General features: G+C 65.5%; 10 protein-coding genes, 31 tRNA genes and 1 pseudogene. 7 read left to right on the forward strand and 35 right to left on the reverse strand.

Translation table 11 applies throughout. The annotated features are described in order from the left end of the window. The first annotated feature begins 382 nt into the window (after positions 1-382). The 5 genes from ABN028_RS11640 to ABN028_RS11660 all read left to right on the forward strand — a co-directional run bounded on the left by ABN028_RS11640 (position 383) and on the right by ABN028_RS11660 (position 5,138). Positions 383-928 carry a DinB family protein gene (locus ABN028_RS11640; protein WP_349696637.1) on the forward strand — a complete coding sequence of 182 codons (546 nt, stop codon included), beginning with the start codon at positions 383-385 and terminating at the stop codon, positions 926-928. Positions 929-1,004: 76 nt separating this feature from the next. Continuing rightward, on the forward strand, positions 1,005-1,511 hold the full coding sequence (locus ABN028_RS11645; protein WP_349696638.1) for an NUDIX hydrolase: 507 nt from the start codon (positions 1,005-1,007) through the stop codon (positions 1,509-1,511). Positions 1,512-2,222: 711 nt separating this feature from the next. Further along, complete coding sequence (locus ABN028_RS11650) at positions 2,223-2,924, forward strand: tyrosine-protein phosphatase (protein WP_349696629.1); 702 nt, start codon at positions 2,223-2,225, stop codon at positions 2,922-2,924. 306 nt (positions 2,925-3,230) lie between these two features. Continuing rightward, positions 3,231-3,788, forward strand: coding sequence for a hypothetical protein (locus ABN028_RS11655; RefSeq protein WP_349696630.1), 558 nt, complete (start codon positions 3,231-3,233; stop codon positions 3,786-3,788). A gap of 333 nt (positions 3,789-4,121) precedes the next feature. Next, positions 4,122-5,138 carry an IS481 family transposase gene (locus tag ABN028_RS11660; RefSeq protein ID WP_349696631.1) on the forward strand — a complete coding sequence of 339 codons (1,017 nt, stop codon included), beginning with the start codon at positions 4,122-4,124 and terminating at the stop codon, positions 5,136-5,138. A gap of 245 nt (positions 5,139-5,383) precedes the next feature. Here ABN028_RS11660 and ABN028_RS11665 read toward each other — a convergent pair. The 34 genes from ABN028_RS11665 to ABN028_RS11830 all read right to left on the reverse strand — a co-directional run bounded on the left by ABN028_RS11665 (position 5,384) and on the right by ABN028_RS11830 (position 11,484). Beyond that, a tRNA-Cys gene (locus ABN028_RS11665) sits at positions 5,384-5,456 on the reverse strand. Between the two features lie 50 nt (positions 5,457-5,506). Beyond that, positions 5,507-5,579 (reverse strand) — tRNA-Arg (locus ABN028_RS11670). Positions 5,580-5,679: 100 nt separating this feature from the next. After that, positions 5,680-5,755, reverse strand: a tRNA-His gene (locus tag ABN028_RS11675). A gap of 2 nt (positions 5,756-5,757) precedes the next feature. Beyond that, a tRNA-Val gene (locus tag ABN028_RS11680) sits at positions 5,758-5,830 on the reverse strand. Positions 5,831-5,834: 4 nt separating this feature from the next. Further along, positions 5,835-5,908 (reverse strand) — tRNA-Ile (locus ABN028_RS11685). Between the two features lie 5 nt (positions 5,909-5,913). Then, positions 5,914-5,997, reverse strand: a tRNA-OTHER gene (locus ABN028_RS11690). A gap of 7 nt (positions 5,998-6,004) precedes the next feature. Next, positions 6,005-6,075 (reverse strand) — tRNA-Asn (locus ABN028_RS11695). 5 nt (positions 6,076-6,080) lie between these two features. Next, positions 6,081-6,156: transfer RNA gene (locus ABN028_RS11700), tRNA-Glu, on the reverse strand. Between the two features lie 7 nt (positions 6,157-6,163). Then, a tRNA-Val gene (locus ABN028_RS11705) sits at positions 6,164-6,235 on the reverse strand. A gap of 1 nt (position 6,236) precedes the next feature. Continuing rightward, a tRNA-Met gene (locus ABN028_RS11710) sits at positions 6,237-6,310 on the reverse strand. Between the two features lies 1 nt (position 6,311). Next, positions 6,312-6,383 (reverse strand) — tRNA-Lys (locus ABN028_RS11715). A 43-nt stretch (positions 6,384-6,426) separates the two neighbouring features. Beyond that, positions 6,427-6,499 (reverse strand) — tRNA-Arg (locus ABN028_RS11720). 10 nt (positions 6,500-6,509) lie between these two features. Continuing rightward, positions 6,510-6,581 (reverse strand) — tRNA-Arg (locus tag ABN028_RS11725). An 8-nt stretch (positions 6,582-6,589) separates the two neighbouring features. Beyond that, positions 6,590-6,660 (reverse strand) — tRNA-Lys (locus ABN028_RS11730). Position 6,661: 1 nt separating this feature from the next. Next, positions 6,662-6,754, reverse strand: a tRNA-Ser gene (locus tag ABN028_RS11735). A gap of 23 nt (positions 6,755-6,777) precedes the next feature. Beyond that, positions 6,778-6,850, reverse strand: a tRNA-Arg gene (locus tag ABN028_RS11740). A gap of 4 nt (positions 6,851-6,854) precedes the next feature. Further along, a tRNA-Ile gene (locus tag ABN028_RS11745) sits at positions 6,855-6,929 on the reverse strand. Positions 6,930-6,935: 6 nt separating this feature from the next. After that, a tRNA-Ser gene (locus tag ABN028_RS11750) sits at positions 6,936-7,021 on the reverse strand. Positions 7,022-7,099: 78 nt separating this feature from the next. Further along, positions 7,100-7,173 (reverse strand) — tRNA-Asp (locus ABN028_RS11755). Positions 7,174-7,178: 5 nt separating this feature from the next. Then, positions 7,179-7,252, reverse strand: a tRNA-Leu gene (locus ABN028_RS11760). 77 nt (positions 7,253-7,329) lie between these two features. Then, positions 7,330-7,401: transfer RNA gene (locus ABN028_RS11765), tRNA-Thr, on the reverse strand. 3 nt (positions 7,402-7,404) lie between these two features. Beyond that, positions 7,405-7,482: transfer RNA gene (locus tag ABN028_RS11770), tRNA-Thr, on the reverse strand. A gap of 6 nt (positions 7,483-7,488) precedes the next feature. Then, a tRNA-Leu gene (locus tag ABN028_RS11775) sits at positions 7,489-7,562 on the reverse strand. Positions 7,563-7,579: 17 nt separating this feature from the next. Next, positions 7,580-7,655, reverse strand: a tRNA-Gln gene (locus ABN028_RS11780). Positions 7,656-7,702: 47 nt separating this feature from the next. Continuing rightward, a complete protein-coding gene (locus ABN028_RS11785; protein WP_349329307.1) occupies positions 7,703-8,146 on the reverse strand; it encodes an HNH endonuclease in 444 nt (147 codons plus the stop codon). A 61-nt stretch (positions 8,147-8,207) separates the two neighbouring features. Continuing rightward, positions 8,208-8,281 (reverse strand) — tRNA-Leu (locus ABN028_RS11790). 72 nt (positions 8,282-8,353) lie between these two features. Then, positions 8,354-8,425, reverse strand: a tRNA-Gly gene (locus ABN028_RS11795). Between the two features lie 11 nt (positions 8,426-8,436). Then, positions 8,437-8,508 (reverse strand) — tRNA-Glu (locus tag ABN028_RS11800). 42 nt (positions 8,509-8,550) lie between these two features. Further along, a tRNA-Phe gene (locus ABN028_RS11805) sits at positions 8,551-8,623 on the reverse strand. 49 nt (positions 8,624-8,672) lie between these two features. Further along, positions 8,673-8,745: transfer RNA gene (locus ABN028_RS11810), tRNA-Pro, on the reverse strand. A 108-nt stretch (positions 8,746-8,853) separates the two neighbouring features. Next, positions 8,854-8,927, reverse strand: a tRNA-Trp gene (locus ABN028_RS11815). A gap of 79 nt (positions 8,928-9,006) precedes the next feature. After that, entirely contained in the window at positions 9,007-9,135 is a 129-nt protein-coding gene (locus tag ABN028_RS11820; RefSeq protein WP_349329306.1) for a hypothetical protein, read from the reverse strand. A 592-nt stretch (positions 9,136-9,727) separates the two neighbouring features. Continuing rightward, positions 9,728-11,218, reverse strand: a complete 1,491-nt coding sequence (locus ABN028_RS11825; RefSeq protein WP_349696632.1) for a TROVE domain-containing protein — start codon at positions 11,216-11,218, stop codon at positions 9,728-9,730. Between the two features lie 188 nt (positions 11,219-11,406). Beyond that, positions 11,407-11,484: transfer RNA gene (locus tag ABN028_RS11830), tRNA-OTHER, on the reverse strand. A gap of 146 nt (positions 11,485-11,630) precedes the next feature. On the opposite strand from ABN028_RS11830, the gene ABN028_RS11835 reads away from it, so the two are divergent. Together ABN028_RS11835 and ABN028_RS11840 are read left to right on the forward strand one after the other, a co-directional pair. Beyond that, positions 11,631-11,858: a hypothetical protein gene (locus tag ABN028_RS11835; protein ID WP_349329304.1), complete on the forward strand. Its 228-nt coding sequence runs from the start codon at positions 11,631-11,633 to the stop codon at positions 11,856-11,858. Between the two features lie 420 nt (positions 11,859-12,278). After that, a complete protein-coding gene (locus tag ABN028_RS11840; RefSeq protein WP_349696633.1) occupies positions 12,279-13,070 on the forward strand; it encodes a nucleotidyltransferase domain-containing protein in 792 nt (263 codons plus the stop codon). 599 nt (positions 13,071-13,669) lie between these two features. On the opposite strand, the pseudogene ABN028_RS35325 reads toward ABN028_RS11840, so the two are convergent. Further along, a pseudogene (locus ABN028_RS35325) lies at positions 13,670-13,794 on the reverse strand (IS630 family transposase); the annotation flags it as partial.

The raw sequence follows: 13,794 nt of genomic DNA on the forward strand, positions 1-13,794 counted from the left end.
GAGGGCCTCATAGGTCGCAGTCATGCTGGTTCAGACCGGCACACCGCCGACAACTCATCGATGCCGACATACATTCCTGAAACCGACTGATGGATCCGAGTCGGCATCTCCGGTGGAACGACGTTCCGGGCAACCGTCCCGTCAGATTGCCCGAAATGCGCCGATCGTTACGTACGCCATGCAACAGCTGCCCAAGCACTCGCGGGCCCTCACCGGACCGACCTGGGAGAGAAATGGTGGGTGCCAACGTCGATCTGCCCACCACTTCTCTTTGTTGATCATGAAAGTTGATGATCCGGTGCCTTCTGCCCTTCGAAGGCGATCCTCACCTGCACACGGCTGATGAAACCCGGGGTACGAGGACGTCCAGGCCCGTGGCTTCCTGGACCGCGTACTGCCGACCGACGACGCGGAGATTCGCCGCCCGATGACTCGTACCGGCACGAACCTGTTGGGTATCGTCAAGCACGTCCTGGGTGGCGAGTGCAACTACCTGGGCGAGACCTTCGGAAGACCCGCGTCGCAAGCAGGTATCCGGTTGCCGTGGTGGGAGGCGGCCAACGTCCAGGAGACCCTGGACACCGGCGGTGATATGTACGCGGTTCCCGGCGAGTCGACCGAGTACATCGTCGACCTCTACCGCCGAGCGTGCGCCCATGCTGACCAGACCATCACAGAGCTCGACCGTAGCGACATCGGCACGGTTCCCCATAACGGGGAGACACTCACTCTCCGGCAAGCACTCGTACACACCATCTTGGAGACAGGCCATCACGCCGGGCACGCTGACATCGTGCGCGAGCTCATCGACGGATCGGTCGGAGAGAGAGGAGAGCGCGTCCCCGATGAGGCTCGGTTCCAGGAACACTACAAGCGCGTAGCAGCATCGGCGGACGCTGCTGAGCAGGCATCGAACGAACCTCGATAGTAAGTCGTGCCTGCGGGTGTGAGGGAGTCTGGTCTCTGTGGTCGAGGAAGTCTTGTGGTCGACGACGCAGCCGGCGATGTTCAAGGTTCCCCACCGGATTGAGCTGGTGCGCTCGGCTGTGCTGCCGCCAGTGGACCAGATCACATCCGCGTTCGTGCTCGTTCTCGATCGTTTCGAGCGTGTCCTCATGGCCTACGTCGACCGGCCTGGCCGGGGCTGGGATGTACCTGGTGGCCATCTTGAGCCCGGCGAGACACCACACACGGCCGCTGTCCGCGAACTGAGGGAAGAGACCGGGTTCGTCCTGGCTGAGGAGGACCTATCCGTCGCTGGGTGGACGCGCATCAGTCTTGATGAGCGACCGGCGGGCTACCGGTACCCCTATCCGGTCGGCTACATGGTGTTCTTCCTCGCTCGCGGCGACCACGACGGCCCGGCGACCGAACCCGAGGCTGATTCTGAGTGCACGGCCGCAGACTGGCTGACCACCGCTGAGATCGAACAACGATGTGTTGACCCGGACTGGCTGCCCCTGCTGAATGAGCCTGCCCAGCGTGGCGGGAAAGAGGCCGACGCTCGGTGAGCCCGAGGACGGCCCCAGGGCGGCCCGCAGGGCGTGGCCGTGCGGCGCGCCGAGGATTGTCGGTTCTTGAGCAAATAGGAGGCAGGCGCAGCAATCAGAAGGTCAGCAGGGCTCAGCCCCCATGCCTCACGTGCTGTGCTCACGCCACCATCGATGCAGTGGGCGTAGATCGCCAGCAGGACCTTGAGACTATGCCCGCCCACTCGACGACCTGGGCGGCGCCGACGCCAGCGTTGAGCCATGCGCTGACAGCCGCGTGACTCAGGTCATACGGACGCCTCCCGAGCGGAGAACGGACCTGGGCACGGCTGGCCTGACGGACCGGACGATGCTCTGTACGTCTACCGGATGGCCACCATGCGCCGCGCCGCAGGACGCAACCTCGGTGCACGCCTCCTCGACTGGACCGGCCACCAAGCAGCACAGGCCGGCCACAGCTGGCTCCACCTGACGTCCACCGCCACAACCTCGAACTCCAGCGCTAACCGATACGGCGTGGAGTCATGGGCGAAGCCAGCCCTGCGACTGTTGACGCTGGGATCAAAACGGTCCGACGTGTTTCCTCCATTCCATTTTTCGCAGGTTTGCGTGGCAACTTCAAGACTTATGTTTCGGCGTTAGGTGGCGCAGACTCGTCTCCCGCGGAGCAAGTCTCATCGACTCGGCCAACCGGCGGTCGAAAGGAAGAGGTACAGATCTGTGACAGGACCCATGCGTCTGCAGTGGCCAAACTGTCTCAACGTCCGCGATCTCGGTGGCCTACCCACGACCGACGGTCGCCAGATCACGACAGGGGCGCTGATCCGCTCCGATAATCTCACACGGTTGACAGAAGCCGGCGTCAAGGCGGTGCGAGAGGCCTCCGTGAGCCGCATCATCGACGTTCGGACGCCCCCGGAATGCGAAGGCGACCCGTCTCCATTCGCCAACGACCCGCTCTACCGCAACATGCCGCTCTACCACGCCGACGATCCTTACGACCCGACCCAGACCATCGACCAGCAATATGTGGCGATGCTCGACCTCAACCCCGACATGATCGCCGCCGCAGTCGGCGCGATCGCGGACGCGCCGACCGGCGGCGTCGTCGTCCACTGCCATGCCGGTAAGGACCGCGCCGGGAACGTGGTCGCGTTGGCCTTGAGCCTCGCGGGAGCACCGGCCGGGGCGGTAGCCGCGGACTACGCGGCCTTGGACGACCGGATGCGCGTGCATTTCGACCAACAGCTCGCCCTCATCAGCGACCCGACCGAACGGAGCCAACTGGCCGAGTCGTTCACCGCGAGACCGGAAACGATGGTCGTGGTGCTGAAGCACCTCGAGGACAAGTACGGCGGCACCGAGCAGTACCTCCGTCAGGGTGGCCTACACGACCATCAGCTCAACGCGCTGAGAGCGCGGCTTGTGGCCTAGCGATGGCCTGGACGGCGAGGCGCGAAGGTGCCTTCTCGCGCTCGACCGTTCTAGGTGCGCCCTTGTTGTGTCTGTGGTGATCCAAACTTCGTGGAGGTATGGCTCATGGAATTGTCAAACGTCCTGTGGATTGGTGGACCGGCTGGAGCTGGCAAGACGACGGCCGCCCGGCATCTGGCGCGACGTCACGGCCTGCGCCGGTACAGCTCCGACACCCAGACATGGGTGCATCGCGATCGCGCACTCGCAGCCGGCGTCGAGCTGCCGGCCCGTGGCCCGGGCGCCGAGTACTACGACCGCAAGCCGATGATCATCGACGACCTGCGCTCTTTGCCGGCAGCTCCGCTGATCGTGGCAGAGGGAGGACCGATCACGCCGGCGATGGTGAAGCCGGAAACCCAGGCCGTCTGGCTGATCCCGTCGAGGGATGTCCAAGTCGCCAGACTGCAGGTGCGGCACCGGGGGGACGTGCCCTGGTCGTACCTGCAGAGCTTGGAACCAATACTGGAACAGCTCGCGGAAACCGCCATCACGACGATCTTCGTTGATCCGCTCACCGTCGAGGAGACGATCGCCGAAGTCGAGCGTGTCTTCGCCCATCGCATCAGCGAAGGCCCTACAGCCGTCACATCCGAGGAGAACCGGAGGCTGCTCCGGGACGCGAACCAGGCGCTCGTGAACCAGTACGCCAGCCGGTCGACGCGCCCACTTGCCCCCATCGAATCGGACAAGGTGGTCCGCACCTTCGACTGCGAGTGCGCCATGAGAACATGCGCCGCCTTGGTCGACCTAGCGATCGGCGACGCGGCAGCGGCAGTGACGAGCACTCCCCCTACGATCCTGGCCCCTGGCCACTCCGCGTAGATCGCTCGCGTTCCCCTTGCCCCGTGGGTGCGACGTAGGTGATCCATCCGCTGGTTGAGTCGGCGCCCCGCGCTAGCACCAGGAGTGCATCCAGGTCATCACTTGGATCACTGCCCACCTGCACGAATTCACTGCCGTCGCCTGCACCTCGTCGATGTTCAGCACCCAACGGGGCGTGGGTGACCGCTCACGGAGGTTGGCGCCGATCCATCCCTAGGTGTTGCGGTTCATGAGGTTGGTGACGCGGTGGTGGGGGTTGTGAGGAGCTGAGGCGGGTCTCCGTCGGCAGGATGTGAAGCGCTGACCACACGTCCTGTTCCGAAGGAGACCCGCGTGTCCCACCGTAATGCTCCGTTGACTCCTGCTGGCCGTCTGCGTCTGGTTCAGCGCTGTGAGGCCCGTCCGATCGCTCATGTGGCTGCCGAGGCTGGTGTGTCTCGGCAGTGCCTGTCCAAGTGGGTCGGCCGGTACCGCCGGTGTGGCCAGGTGGGTCTGCTCGACCGGTCGTCAGCGCCACACACCTCGCCCGCACAGCTGGCGCCGGAGGTGGTGGAGCTGATCGAGTCCTGGCGCCGCAAGCGCAAGTGGTCCGCCCGCACGATTGCGACCGAGCTGGCTGCGATCGGGCACCGGGTCTCGGCCGCGACGGTGGGCCGCTGGTTCGTCCGGCTGGGCATCAACCGCCGCCGCGACCTCGACCCCGACGGCGAGGTGAACCGCAGACCAGCCACGATCACCGCCCGCTATCCCGGCCACATGATCCACCTGGACGTCAAGAAAGTCGGTCGGATCCCCGACGGCGGTGGCTGGCGCGCCCACGGCCGCGGCAGCACCGCCGACCGGGCCGCCCAACGCGCCAAGAACCGCCGCAACGGCGCCGCCAAAGCCGGCTACGTCTACCTACACTCCGTCATCGACGGCTACTCCCGACTGGCCTACACCGAACACCTGCCCGATGAGACCGCCGCCACCAGCATCGGCTTCTTCCACCGGGCGCGAGCGTTCTTCGCCGCCCACGGCATCACTCGGATCACCCGCGTGGTCACCGACAACGGACCCAACTACCGCGCCGCCGCCTTCGCCCGCACCGTCGCCGCGTTCGCCTCCCGCCACCAACGGATCCGCCCCTACACCCCACGCCACAACGGCAAAGTCGAGCGCTACCAACGGATCCTGGCCGAAGAACTCCTCTACGCCAGAGTCTGGACCAGCGAAACCCAACGCGCCGAAGCCATCCAAGTCTGGAACATCCACTACAACTACCATCGCCCACACACCGCCGTCGGAGACCAACCCCCAGCCTCACAACTCCACCACGGCGTCACCAACCTCCTGATCGGGAACACCTAGGCGGACACCAGCTCCGGCCAGTTCTGGATGACGGGAACGTAGCCCTCGAGTGCGTTCTAACCGGCATGGACGTCGGCCGCCTGGCCGTGCGGGCCGGAGAACAGCTGGGCGTATCTGTAGATCTCTATCAGGTGCCACTCGGCCCGGAACAGCTCGTCGCGCCGCATTGATCGCATCTCATCGCGACTCGTCACCGTGGACGGCTGAAGTCTGCGGGCGAGATCCCCACAGTGGATGGCGTGCCGAGGCCGAACCGGGATTCGAACCCGGGTACACGATGTTGCAGACCGCTCCCTCACCAGACTCGGGCATTCGGCCATGCCGGCGTACAACAACGGCTTCGATCAACCCTGCCATATGTTCATGAGCGCCCCCGGCTGGACTCGAACCAGCGCAACCCGCCGTCGGAGGACGGTGCTCTCTCCGCTGAGCTACGAGGGCATAGGCAGTGCGTCGTGCGCGCCCCTGGTGCCGACCCAGGTCTGCAACGAGTTGCGGCGGCTTTACAGGCCGCTGGACGTGCCGCCGTCCACGACGCGCATGGGGTGAGTGTCGGGACTCGAACCCGAACCTTCAGGACCACAACCTGACGTGCACCACCGGTACACCACACCCACCATGCCCGCACCAGGGATCGAACCTGGGCCCTCCTCGGTGTAAGCGAGGCGCTGCTACCGCTGAGCTACACGGGCGAGGTACGCCGTGTCGGAATCGAACCGACCACGGCCTGCATATAAGGAAAGCCTCACCGACCAGGTGAACTACGGCGCCCGGGCGGAGGAGGTGGGATTCGAACCCACGACGGGACTCAACCCGTACACCGCTTCCAACGGCGCTTCCGTAACCAGCCGGCTCCTCCCCTACTGCTCCGGCGCCTGGACTCGAACCAGGACAGGCGGCTTAACAGGCCGCTGGGCTGCCATTACCCGACACCGGAATGAGTAGCGCGGACGGGACTCGAACCCGCAACGTGTCCTGCTTGAAAGGCAGGCGACTCTCCCCATTCGTCCACCGCGCCATACGTGTGCCCCGAGCTGGGATCGAACCAGCGGCCCCCGCCATGTCGAGGCGGTGCTCTCCCGCTGAGCTACCGGGACGAAGCGGGTGTGGGAGTCGAACCCACCTGTCACGGCTTATGAGACCGTCGAGCACAACCGGTACTCCTACCCGCCGTGCCGCCCCGAGGAATCGAACCCCGTCAGTCCGAATTAAAAGTCCGGTGCCCAGCCATCAGGCGCGAGCGGCATCATCACACAGAACGGCCGGCGCCGGATCAGCAGCGCTCGGGTCTCCCGCCCGGGAGTCGAACCCGGACAACCCGCCTTAGGAGGACGTTGCTTTCTCCATTGAGCTAGCAGGAGTTTTGGACGGCGCGGCATCCAGGGATCGAACCTGGCGCACAAGGCTTAGAAGGCCGAGCAGCGCATCCAGCGCACATGCCGCGAGTTTCGTACGCCGTGAAGGAATCGAACCTTCGTCTACCGATTAAGAGTCGGCAGCTAAACCACTCAGCTAACGGCGCATGGCGGAGAGGAGGAGGGTCGAACTCCTACGGGGATCACTCCCCCAACGGTTTTCGAAACCGCGGCCGGCGCCATCTCTCGGCTGGCCTCTCCACAATCGATACTGGCTCACTGCGTACCCCTGGAACGATTCGAACGTCCAACCCCCGGATTCGTAGTCCGGTGCTCTCTCCGTTGAGCTACAGGGGCAAGGTGTCGCTGGGTGGGCTCGAACCACCGCATCGCCTCGTTATCAGCGAGGTGCCTTCACCAGCTCGGCCACAGCGACGCAGGGCGGAAGCGGCAGGATTCGAACCTGCGCGGGGAGAACCCCTCCTCATTAGCAGTGAGGTGCCTTAGACCAGACTCGGCCACGCTTCCAAGAATTGAGGCGACCACTGAGCCCGCGACCGAGCGACCCTCGACTGCGGCCCGCGGTCGGCCCGTGATCGATCGGGGCGGTGCCGACGGGGCTCGAACCCGCGACCTCTGCCTTGACAGGGCAGTGCTCTCACCTTCTGAGCTACGACACCATGCGTACCCGGGACAGGAGTCGAACCTGCAACCCACCGGGTCTAAGCCGGCGGCCTCTTCCAGTTGGGCTACCCGGGCAGGGTGGACAACCTCGGTATCGAACCGAGCAGGCGCCGCTTGCAAGGCGGCGCTGCACACCTGTGCGTCGCCCGTAGAGCCAGCGGCGAGGATCGAACTCGCTCCCCCGCGTTACGAATGCGGTGCACCACCAATCGTGCTGCGCTGGCCGGTGGAGCCGGCGGTGGGACTCGAACCCACACACCTCCGGGGTACAGGCCCGGTGCGCCTACCTGTGGCGCCTCGCCGGCGTTCCGTGCCCTCGGCGCGATTCGAACGCGCACTGACCAGCACCTCGGGCTGGCGCCTCTCCCTGTTGGGCTACGAGGGCGGGATCGGCGGATGCGTTGGCTCCCGGACGAGGATTCGAACCTCGATCGCCTGATCCAGAGTCAGGTGTCGCTACCGATTGGACGACCCGGGACCGGACCAGGGTGACCGGCGGGGCTGCGCTCCCCGCCGGCCACCCGGTCAGCGCCTGGCCATTGCCGCCCACGACGGGACGACCGGCTCCCGCCGCAGCCTCATACCCGCCTCGGCGGGGGTGCGGTCTCCTTTGGCGCCGTTGCAGCCGCTGCAGGCAGCCACCGTGTTGGCCCACGTGTTGCGGCCACCGCGGCAGCGGGGAACCACGTGGTCGACCGTGTCCGCGACCCGGCCGCAGTAGCCACATGTCTGCCGGTCGCGAGCCAGGACGCCGCGCCGAGACCAGACCGGCCCGGTGGTGTACCGCCACCGCGTGAACACGTACCGGACGAGACGCACCACCGTCGGCACTGGCCACGCCCCGATCAGCCGGTCGGGCACCGCCTCATGCACCTCAGCGACCCGGCGGACCAGCATCCCCACGGCATGTCGCAGGCTGACCCGGTGAAGCGGGCCGAGATCGGCGTTGATGACGAGTACGGTCTCCACCAGGTTCTCCTCTCCGGTTGTCGTACCAAGACAGTGCTCTGCCCGATGAGCTACAACGGCGTACCGCAGGCGGGAGTCCAACCCGCAATGAACCGATCTTGAATCGGCCGCCTCTCCCAGTTGGGCCACCGCGGCAAGGGAAGGAAATGCTGAGGGCCGAGTGCTGGTGGGGGCCGAGTGTCCTTGGTCACGCGGTTCCGGCACCTGAGCGGCCACGGAGAATTGAACTCCGATCCTCTGGGTGGAGGCCAGACGCTCTGTCCATTGAGCTATAGCCGCGAGATACGACGTCGCCGATGCGGGACTCGAACCCGCTGCTCCAGGGTGAGAACCTGACGACCTAACCCATGGTCGAATCGGCGGTGAATCGCGCCGCGGTAGATGTGGCCTTCTCCGCGGCGGCGTGCCCGTCCCGGGCGTCGAACCCGGATCCTCCGGCTCTTCACGCCGGCGCTCTGCCACCTGAGCTTGGCGGGCAACGAGCCCTCACATGCATCTTGACCCCGGTTCTCGCCGGCAGATGCTGTCGGGATGCTCGGACTCGAACCGAGGACCCTCCGCTCCCAAAGCGGATGCGCTCCCTGCTGCGCCACATCCCGTCGTTGCCCGGCCGGCCGTCAGACGTCTGCCGGCCGGGCCCTTCATGCATGCCATCCACTGTGGAGTTCTCAACAATCGACGCCGCCGGCGCGCAGCCGGAGCGGGAGCACGGGTGGTAGGAGTTGAACCCACATGTGGCGGCTTTGGAGACCGCTGCTCTGCCGGGTTGAGCTACACCCGCAAGTGTTCCTTGCCGTACAACAGAGAAACGCCGCCCGATCCCTGTCTGGGTGGGCGGCGTTCGCGCTTCGGAGATGCGCTTACGTTCGCCGCCTGCCCAGGTTCAGCTTCTCGCTGGCGTAGGAGAGGACGGGTCGACCGAAGATCGCGACGACCACCTCGCCGCACGGCATGTGCCACTGCGTATCGCATGAGGTGTGCCACGACATGTCGCTTCTCCTGGTCTGGTTGATGATTGGTTCGGCAACAACAGTAGGGCCACTATGCGGCCATCAACAACTGAATTATAGAAGGTGATAGGCATCAACTCTCTGGGAAACCGGACTGACCTCGTCATCAATGCAGCATCCGGGCGACACTGGGTCGAGTCGTTCGACGGTAGCCGCCTCACTGCCCAGCGGAAGTCACTCGGATGGACCCGGTACGGCTGGCCGAATCGATCTACGACCTACACGCCGCCGACACAGGCAGCCCGACCGACGCTGCTCGGCGATACGCACGCTCGTCGTGCAGGTCTCTTGCTACGAGTCGGACCCACCCCGCGGACGCCCTGCCGGGCATGAGCCGCGGCCTTTACGCCCATGTTGAGCAAAGCCGCCGAACGCTCGTCCAGCCTCAAACGGCAACTCTCGCGAAGGTCTTGCATGTCGATCCACCGACGATCAGGCGACTGGCCCGCCAACGACGAAAGCCACCCCAGCCCGGATAGCCCGTACGAACCCGCCGTACTCAACAGATCCGACACGGCGCGGGCTCTGGCGCCTACCTGCGCACAGGTACGCGCCAGAGCCCACACCACCTTCAGAACGGCCAATCGGCGTTCCTACCCGCCTCGAGCAACGGCACCATCCGGAACGCCTGGTCGGTCAACCCACCGAACGTGTGCCGGTTACCCCCACCGGACGGACCGTGACCGTGCCGATACCCAGCCAGGTTCCACGTATACACAGGAACATCGGCCGGCACCTGCCGGGTCGGCTCCTGTCCGTGATAGCCGCCCCACGTCTGCTCGTCCGTGACGATCACTACCCGGTCGTGGCGCTTGTACCAGGACCGGACGGCCTCGGCGGTGTTCGTACCACCCCGAGGACCCCAGAACCGCTCCACGATCCGCAGGATCGAGTCACGGCGCCGGAACCGCACCCGGGCACTGGAGTCGTCGAACTGCACAAGGTCAGCATCAACGCAACGAAGCGCCAGAGCCGCACCGAAGACCGTGGCCGCATCAGCACACGTGAGCTGCGACCGACCGGAAAGTTGTCCAGACATCGACCACGACTGATCCACCAGGATCAACGTCCGCCCCGACAGCTGCGGTACGTTGCCCAAGGAGTGCCCGAGCGCCGTCTCCAACGCGTGTGCCCACCGCAGCGACGGGGCCGCCCGGTACGCGGACAGGAACCGCATCGGCAGTTGCCGTGACCGCGCCACCTGCTCCGGGTCAGCCAACTGTGCAGCGACAGCAGCCGCAACCTCGTCGGAGACGCCGGCGTCGTCGAAGTTCCGCAGGTTCCGAAGCCGCGCCATGTACCCCATGTCAGGAAGGACGGACTCCCACGCGTGGGCGTCCATCGGGCCCTGCAACCATCCCGCCAGCGCCTCCCAGGTCATCCCGGACAGCCGGAACAAGTCACCACCGACCAGGCCACGCCGCAGTTCGACCGGAATGCCCATCAGGTCACGCCGCGCCCGCAGTGTCGGGAGCGAGTCCGGCAGGATGTTCTCCCGGCCGTGTCGCCGATCCAGGGCATGGGCGAACAGGTCGCCCTGCCACGGCTTGTCCGCCGCAGGCGTTGGATGAACGAGGTCGATGACGTCTCCGAACCGGAATCCCTTCGCGTCGGTGTCATACTTCAGCAGCGACCGCTCGGTGTAGAGCCGGCGCACCGCATCGGCGATCCCCCGCTTCACCGGCTTCGGGATCGCCCGGCCATAGCGAGACATCCAGTACGCCAACGCCTCCCCCGGCTCGTCAGCGCGCTGCAGCACCGACGACACGATCTGACGAGACCCAGGGACTCCAGAGGGCGCCATGGTGCGGGCAGCCTCCAGCGCGGCAACAATCGGCGCAGTGCGCATGTGGGCCTCTCGCCGCAACCACGGCAGGAACCGCCCTAGCCAGTCCGGGTCCGCACCAGCCACATCGCCGACGAGAGCACGGAACCGGGCGTCACGATCCGACGCCACCTCGTAGAACGTGTCTTCGCCGACCATGTTCACCACCGAGAGCAGAAACAGCTCGCCCCTAGCATCGCGCCCGTAGCCGGGCGCACCCTCAAAGGTCGCACCCATAGGTACGGCCTCGGATCGGACCGGGCTCGACACGGCTGCTGCACGCGTGGTCTTGGTGTTGAACTTGGCCATTGGTCTCAACCACTCTCTACCGCGAGGAGAGACGCACAACTTCAAGAAGATGCCCGAGATCAAAGCCGACTGCGGTGACGAAAGTGCTCTGCCATTGAGCTACAAGCCAGTTCCCCTGGCCAGGCAGGACTCGAACCTGCAACCTCTCCATTAACAGTGGAAGTAACCGCCGTCTTCGCACCGGGCATCTTCTGTGAAGTTGTAGGCCCCCCGAGATCAAAGTCGGTGCCGGCACAGTTTCTTTCCGAGAGAAGTAGCCGGAACCTTCGCACCGGGAGTGCGGGAAGACCATACCGGCAGCCCGCACGGCAGCGCAACACAGTTGCGCTACTCTGTTTCTGTGCCCGAACCGAGACAACGCATCACCGCGACCACTCGCCGATACGTCGCAAGCGCCGAAGCGCACGCAGCCGACCGGCGAGCCGTGATCGAAGCATGCCTCGCCGCACTCCGCGCCGGCGTCCCACCCACCGAGGTCGCCGCACTCTCCCCCTTCACCGCCGCCTACATCCGCCGCCTCGCCCGCGAAAACGGCATCCCGCCCCCTAGCCACCGCGCGATGCGCTAACGCATCTCAGGTGCCCCTGTGGCTGGTGATGCACGGGTCGTGGCTGATATGTAGATGCCTTTTCTCAAGGGAGCAGGCGAATTGTGGTTCTGACGTGGAGTCCAACCCTGTGGGGGTTTCCGTTCCCCCGACAGCTGGGCTTGGCCCTGAGGCCTCGATCGAGCACGTCCGCCGGTACTGCCGGTCGGTGTGCCAGCCGACACGCGTCCGACCGGCACCAGGGGTCGGATGCGCTCCAAGAGCCAGCCAGTCAACGAGCTGTATGCGGTTCCTATTGGGTCCAAGATCAACTACCAGTCGACCAGCGGCTTGGCGGTGCATCCGGGCCAAGTCGGGAGGGTCAACATTGTTCGACCCAGGTCGAAGTATGCCCGTGCGCCCGGACGAAACCGACACCTGCGCGTCGATAGCATGGCCACCATGTCCGAACAGCCGAACGTCGATTACGGCGACCGCGGCGTGGCGCTCCCCAATGAGATCCTGCGCTCCGTCGTCGGTAGCGGCGTGCACGGCATCGCGATCGAGGGCACCGACGACCACGACGAGATGGGTGTCTACATCGAGCCGCCCGAATGGGTCCTCGGTGTCGAGCGGCATCGCGAGGACTACATCTGGCGCACGCAGCCCGAAGGTGTGCGCAGCGGGCACGGCGACACCGACCTGGTCCTCTACTCGCTTCGGAAGTACTTGCGCCTGGCGATCAAGGGCAACCCCACCGTGATGTTGCCGCTGTTCGCTCCCGAGGAGTCGCTGGTCGTCGTCACACCTCTGGGCGAAGAACTCCGCAGCCTGCGCACGGCCTTCATGTCGCGACTCGCTGTCGAACGCTTCCTCGGCTACATGCGCTCACAGCACGAACGGATGCTCGGCCAGTCCAAGCGCAACGTGCCCAACCGGCCGGAGCTGATCGAGAAGTACGGCTGGGACGTGAAGTACGGCAGCCACGCCCTACGGCTCGCCTACCAAGGCTTCGAGATCGCCAGCACCGGAAGCCTCAGCCTGCCGCTGCCGGATCGCGAGCGCGCCCGCGTACTCGCGGTCAAACGAGGTGAGGTCGACCGTGATGAGGTCTCAGCCGAGATCTCCCGCATGGAGGACGCGGTGCGGACGCTGCTCGACCAGGACCGTTCGCCCCTTCCCCACACCGCCGACCTCGACCGGATCAGCGCATGGGCCATCGACACGCAACGGTGGCACTGGCAGTGGACGTGAGACCTCGCCGACCAGTGAGACCTGAGGGTCCGCGCAAACTCGGTTCGCGCCCGGGTCCGTGCTGCGCGATCCCCGCCGGGTTCCGATCGCCCGCTGCGAATGCGGCGAGTACGGCAGCGCGTCGACGGACGTGAACATCGTGCGCGAGGGCGAATTCGTCCACTGGGACTGGCTGATCAACGTTCCCATGCGGCACGGCGTCACCTTCAATGCGCAGCAGTACGACGCAGAAGTCGCCCGCATTGGCTCGGACCACGGTGGGGAGCGACCGCAGGACACGACTGCGCGGCTGATCCTCGCACGCGCAGATCGCGACTTTGCTCGGTCAGCGTGGGTTGCGGATTCTGTGGGCAGCAGCCGACTGCCGCGACGCGTCCAAGTTCGTCGTGTCGTTCACGACCGTGGACAACAAGTTCCAGGTATTCGTCCGTGTGGAAAGCAGAGGGAAGTCACCCGACGAAGGTTGCGGCCGAAATGTTGGCTCTCCTGGGGAAGCCACCCTCGAAGTGGACGGCAAGCTTCCACACCATCCAACCGCAGGTCACGACGCGCCCGGCGATGGCCGGATGGCAGTGGAAGAGGGAACAGGTCGGCTTGCGCTAGTACCCCGTGGTTGAGATCTTTTGACGGTTCGTTTTGGTGAGGATCTGGTCGGCGGTCTTGGTCCAGACGAAGGGGTGGCAGCGGTCGTTCCAGCCGGTGATGAATTGGCGGATCTTGGTGA

This window comes from Actinopolymorpha sp. B17G11, assembly GCF_040196095.1.
Classification (GTDB): Bacteria; Actinomycetota; Actinomycetes; order Propionibacteriales; family Actinopolymorphaceae; genus Thermasporomyces.

What these genes read in the sequence shown, in the direction of transcription:
- ABN028_RS11645 (WP_349696638.1), top strand. Translation starts at nt 1,005, where the DNA reads ATGTTCAAGGTTCCCCACCGGATTGAGCTGGTGCGCTCGGCTGTGCTG.
- ABN028_RS11650 (WP_349696629.1), top strand. Translation starts at nt 2,223, where the DNA reads ATGCGTCTGCAGTGGCCAAACTGTCTCAACGTCCGCGATCTCGGTGGC.
- ABN028_RS11820 (WP_349329306.1), bottom strand. Translation starts at nt 9,135, where the DNA reads ATGTCGTGGCACACCTCATGCGATACGCAGTGGCACATGCCGTGCGGC.
- ABN028_RS11825 (WP_349696632.1), bottom strand. Translation starts at nt 11,218, where the DNA reads ATGGGTGCGACCTTTGAGGGTGCGCCCGGCTACGGGCGCGATGCTAGG.
- ABN028_RS11655 (WP_349696630.1), top strand. Translation starts at nt 3,231, where the DNA reads ATGATCATCGACGACCTGCGCTCTTTGCCGGCAGCTCCGCTGATCGTG.
- ABN028_RS11840 (WP_349696633.1), top strand. Translation starts at nt 12,279, where the DNA reads ATGTCCGAACAGCCGAACGTCGATTACGGCGACCGCGGCGTGGCGCTC.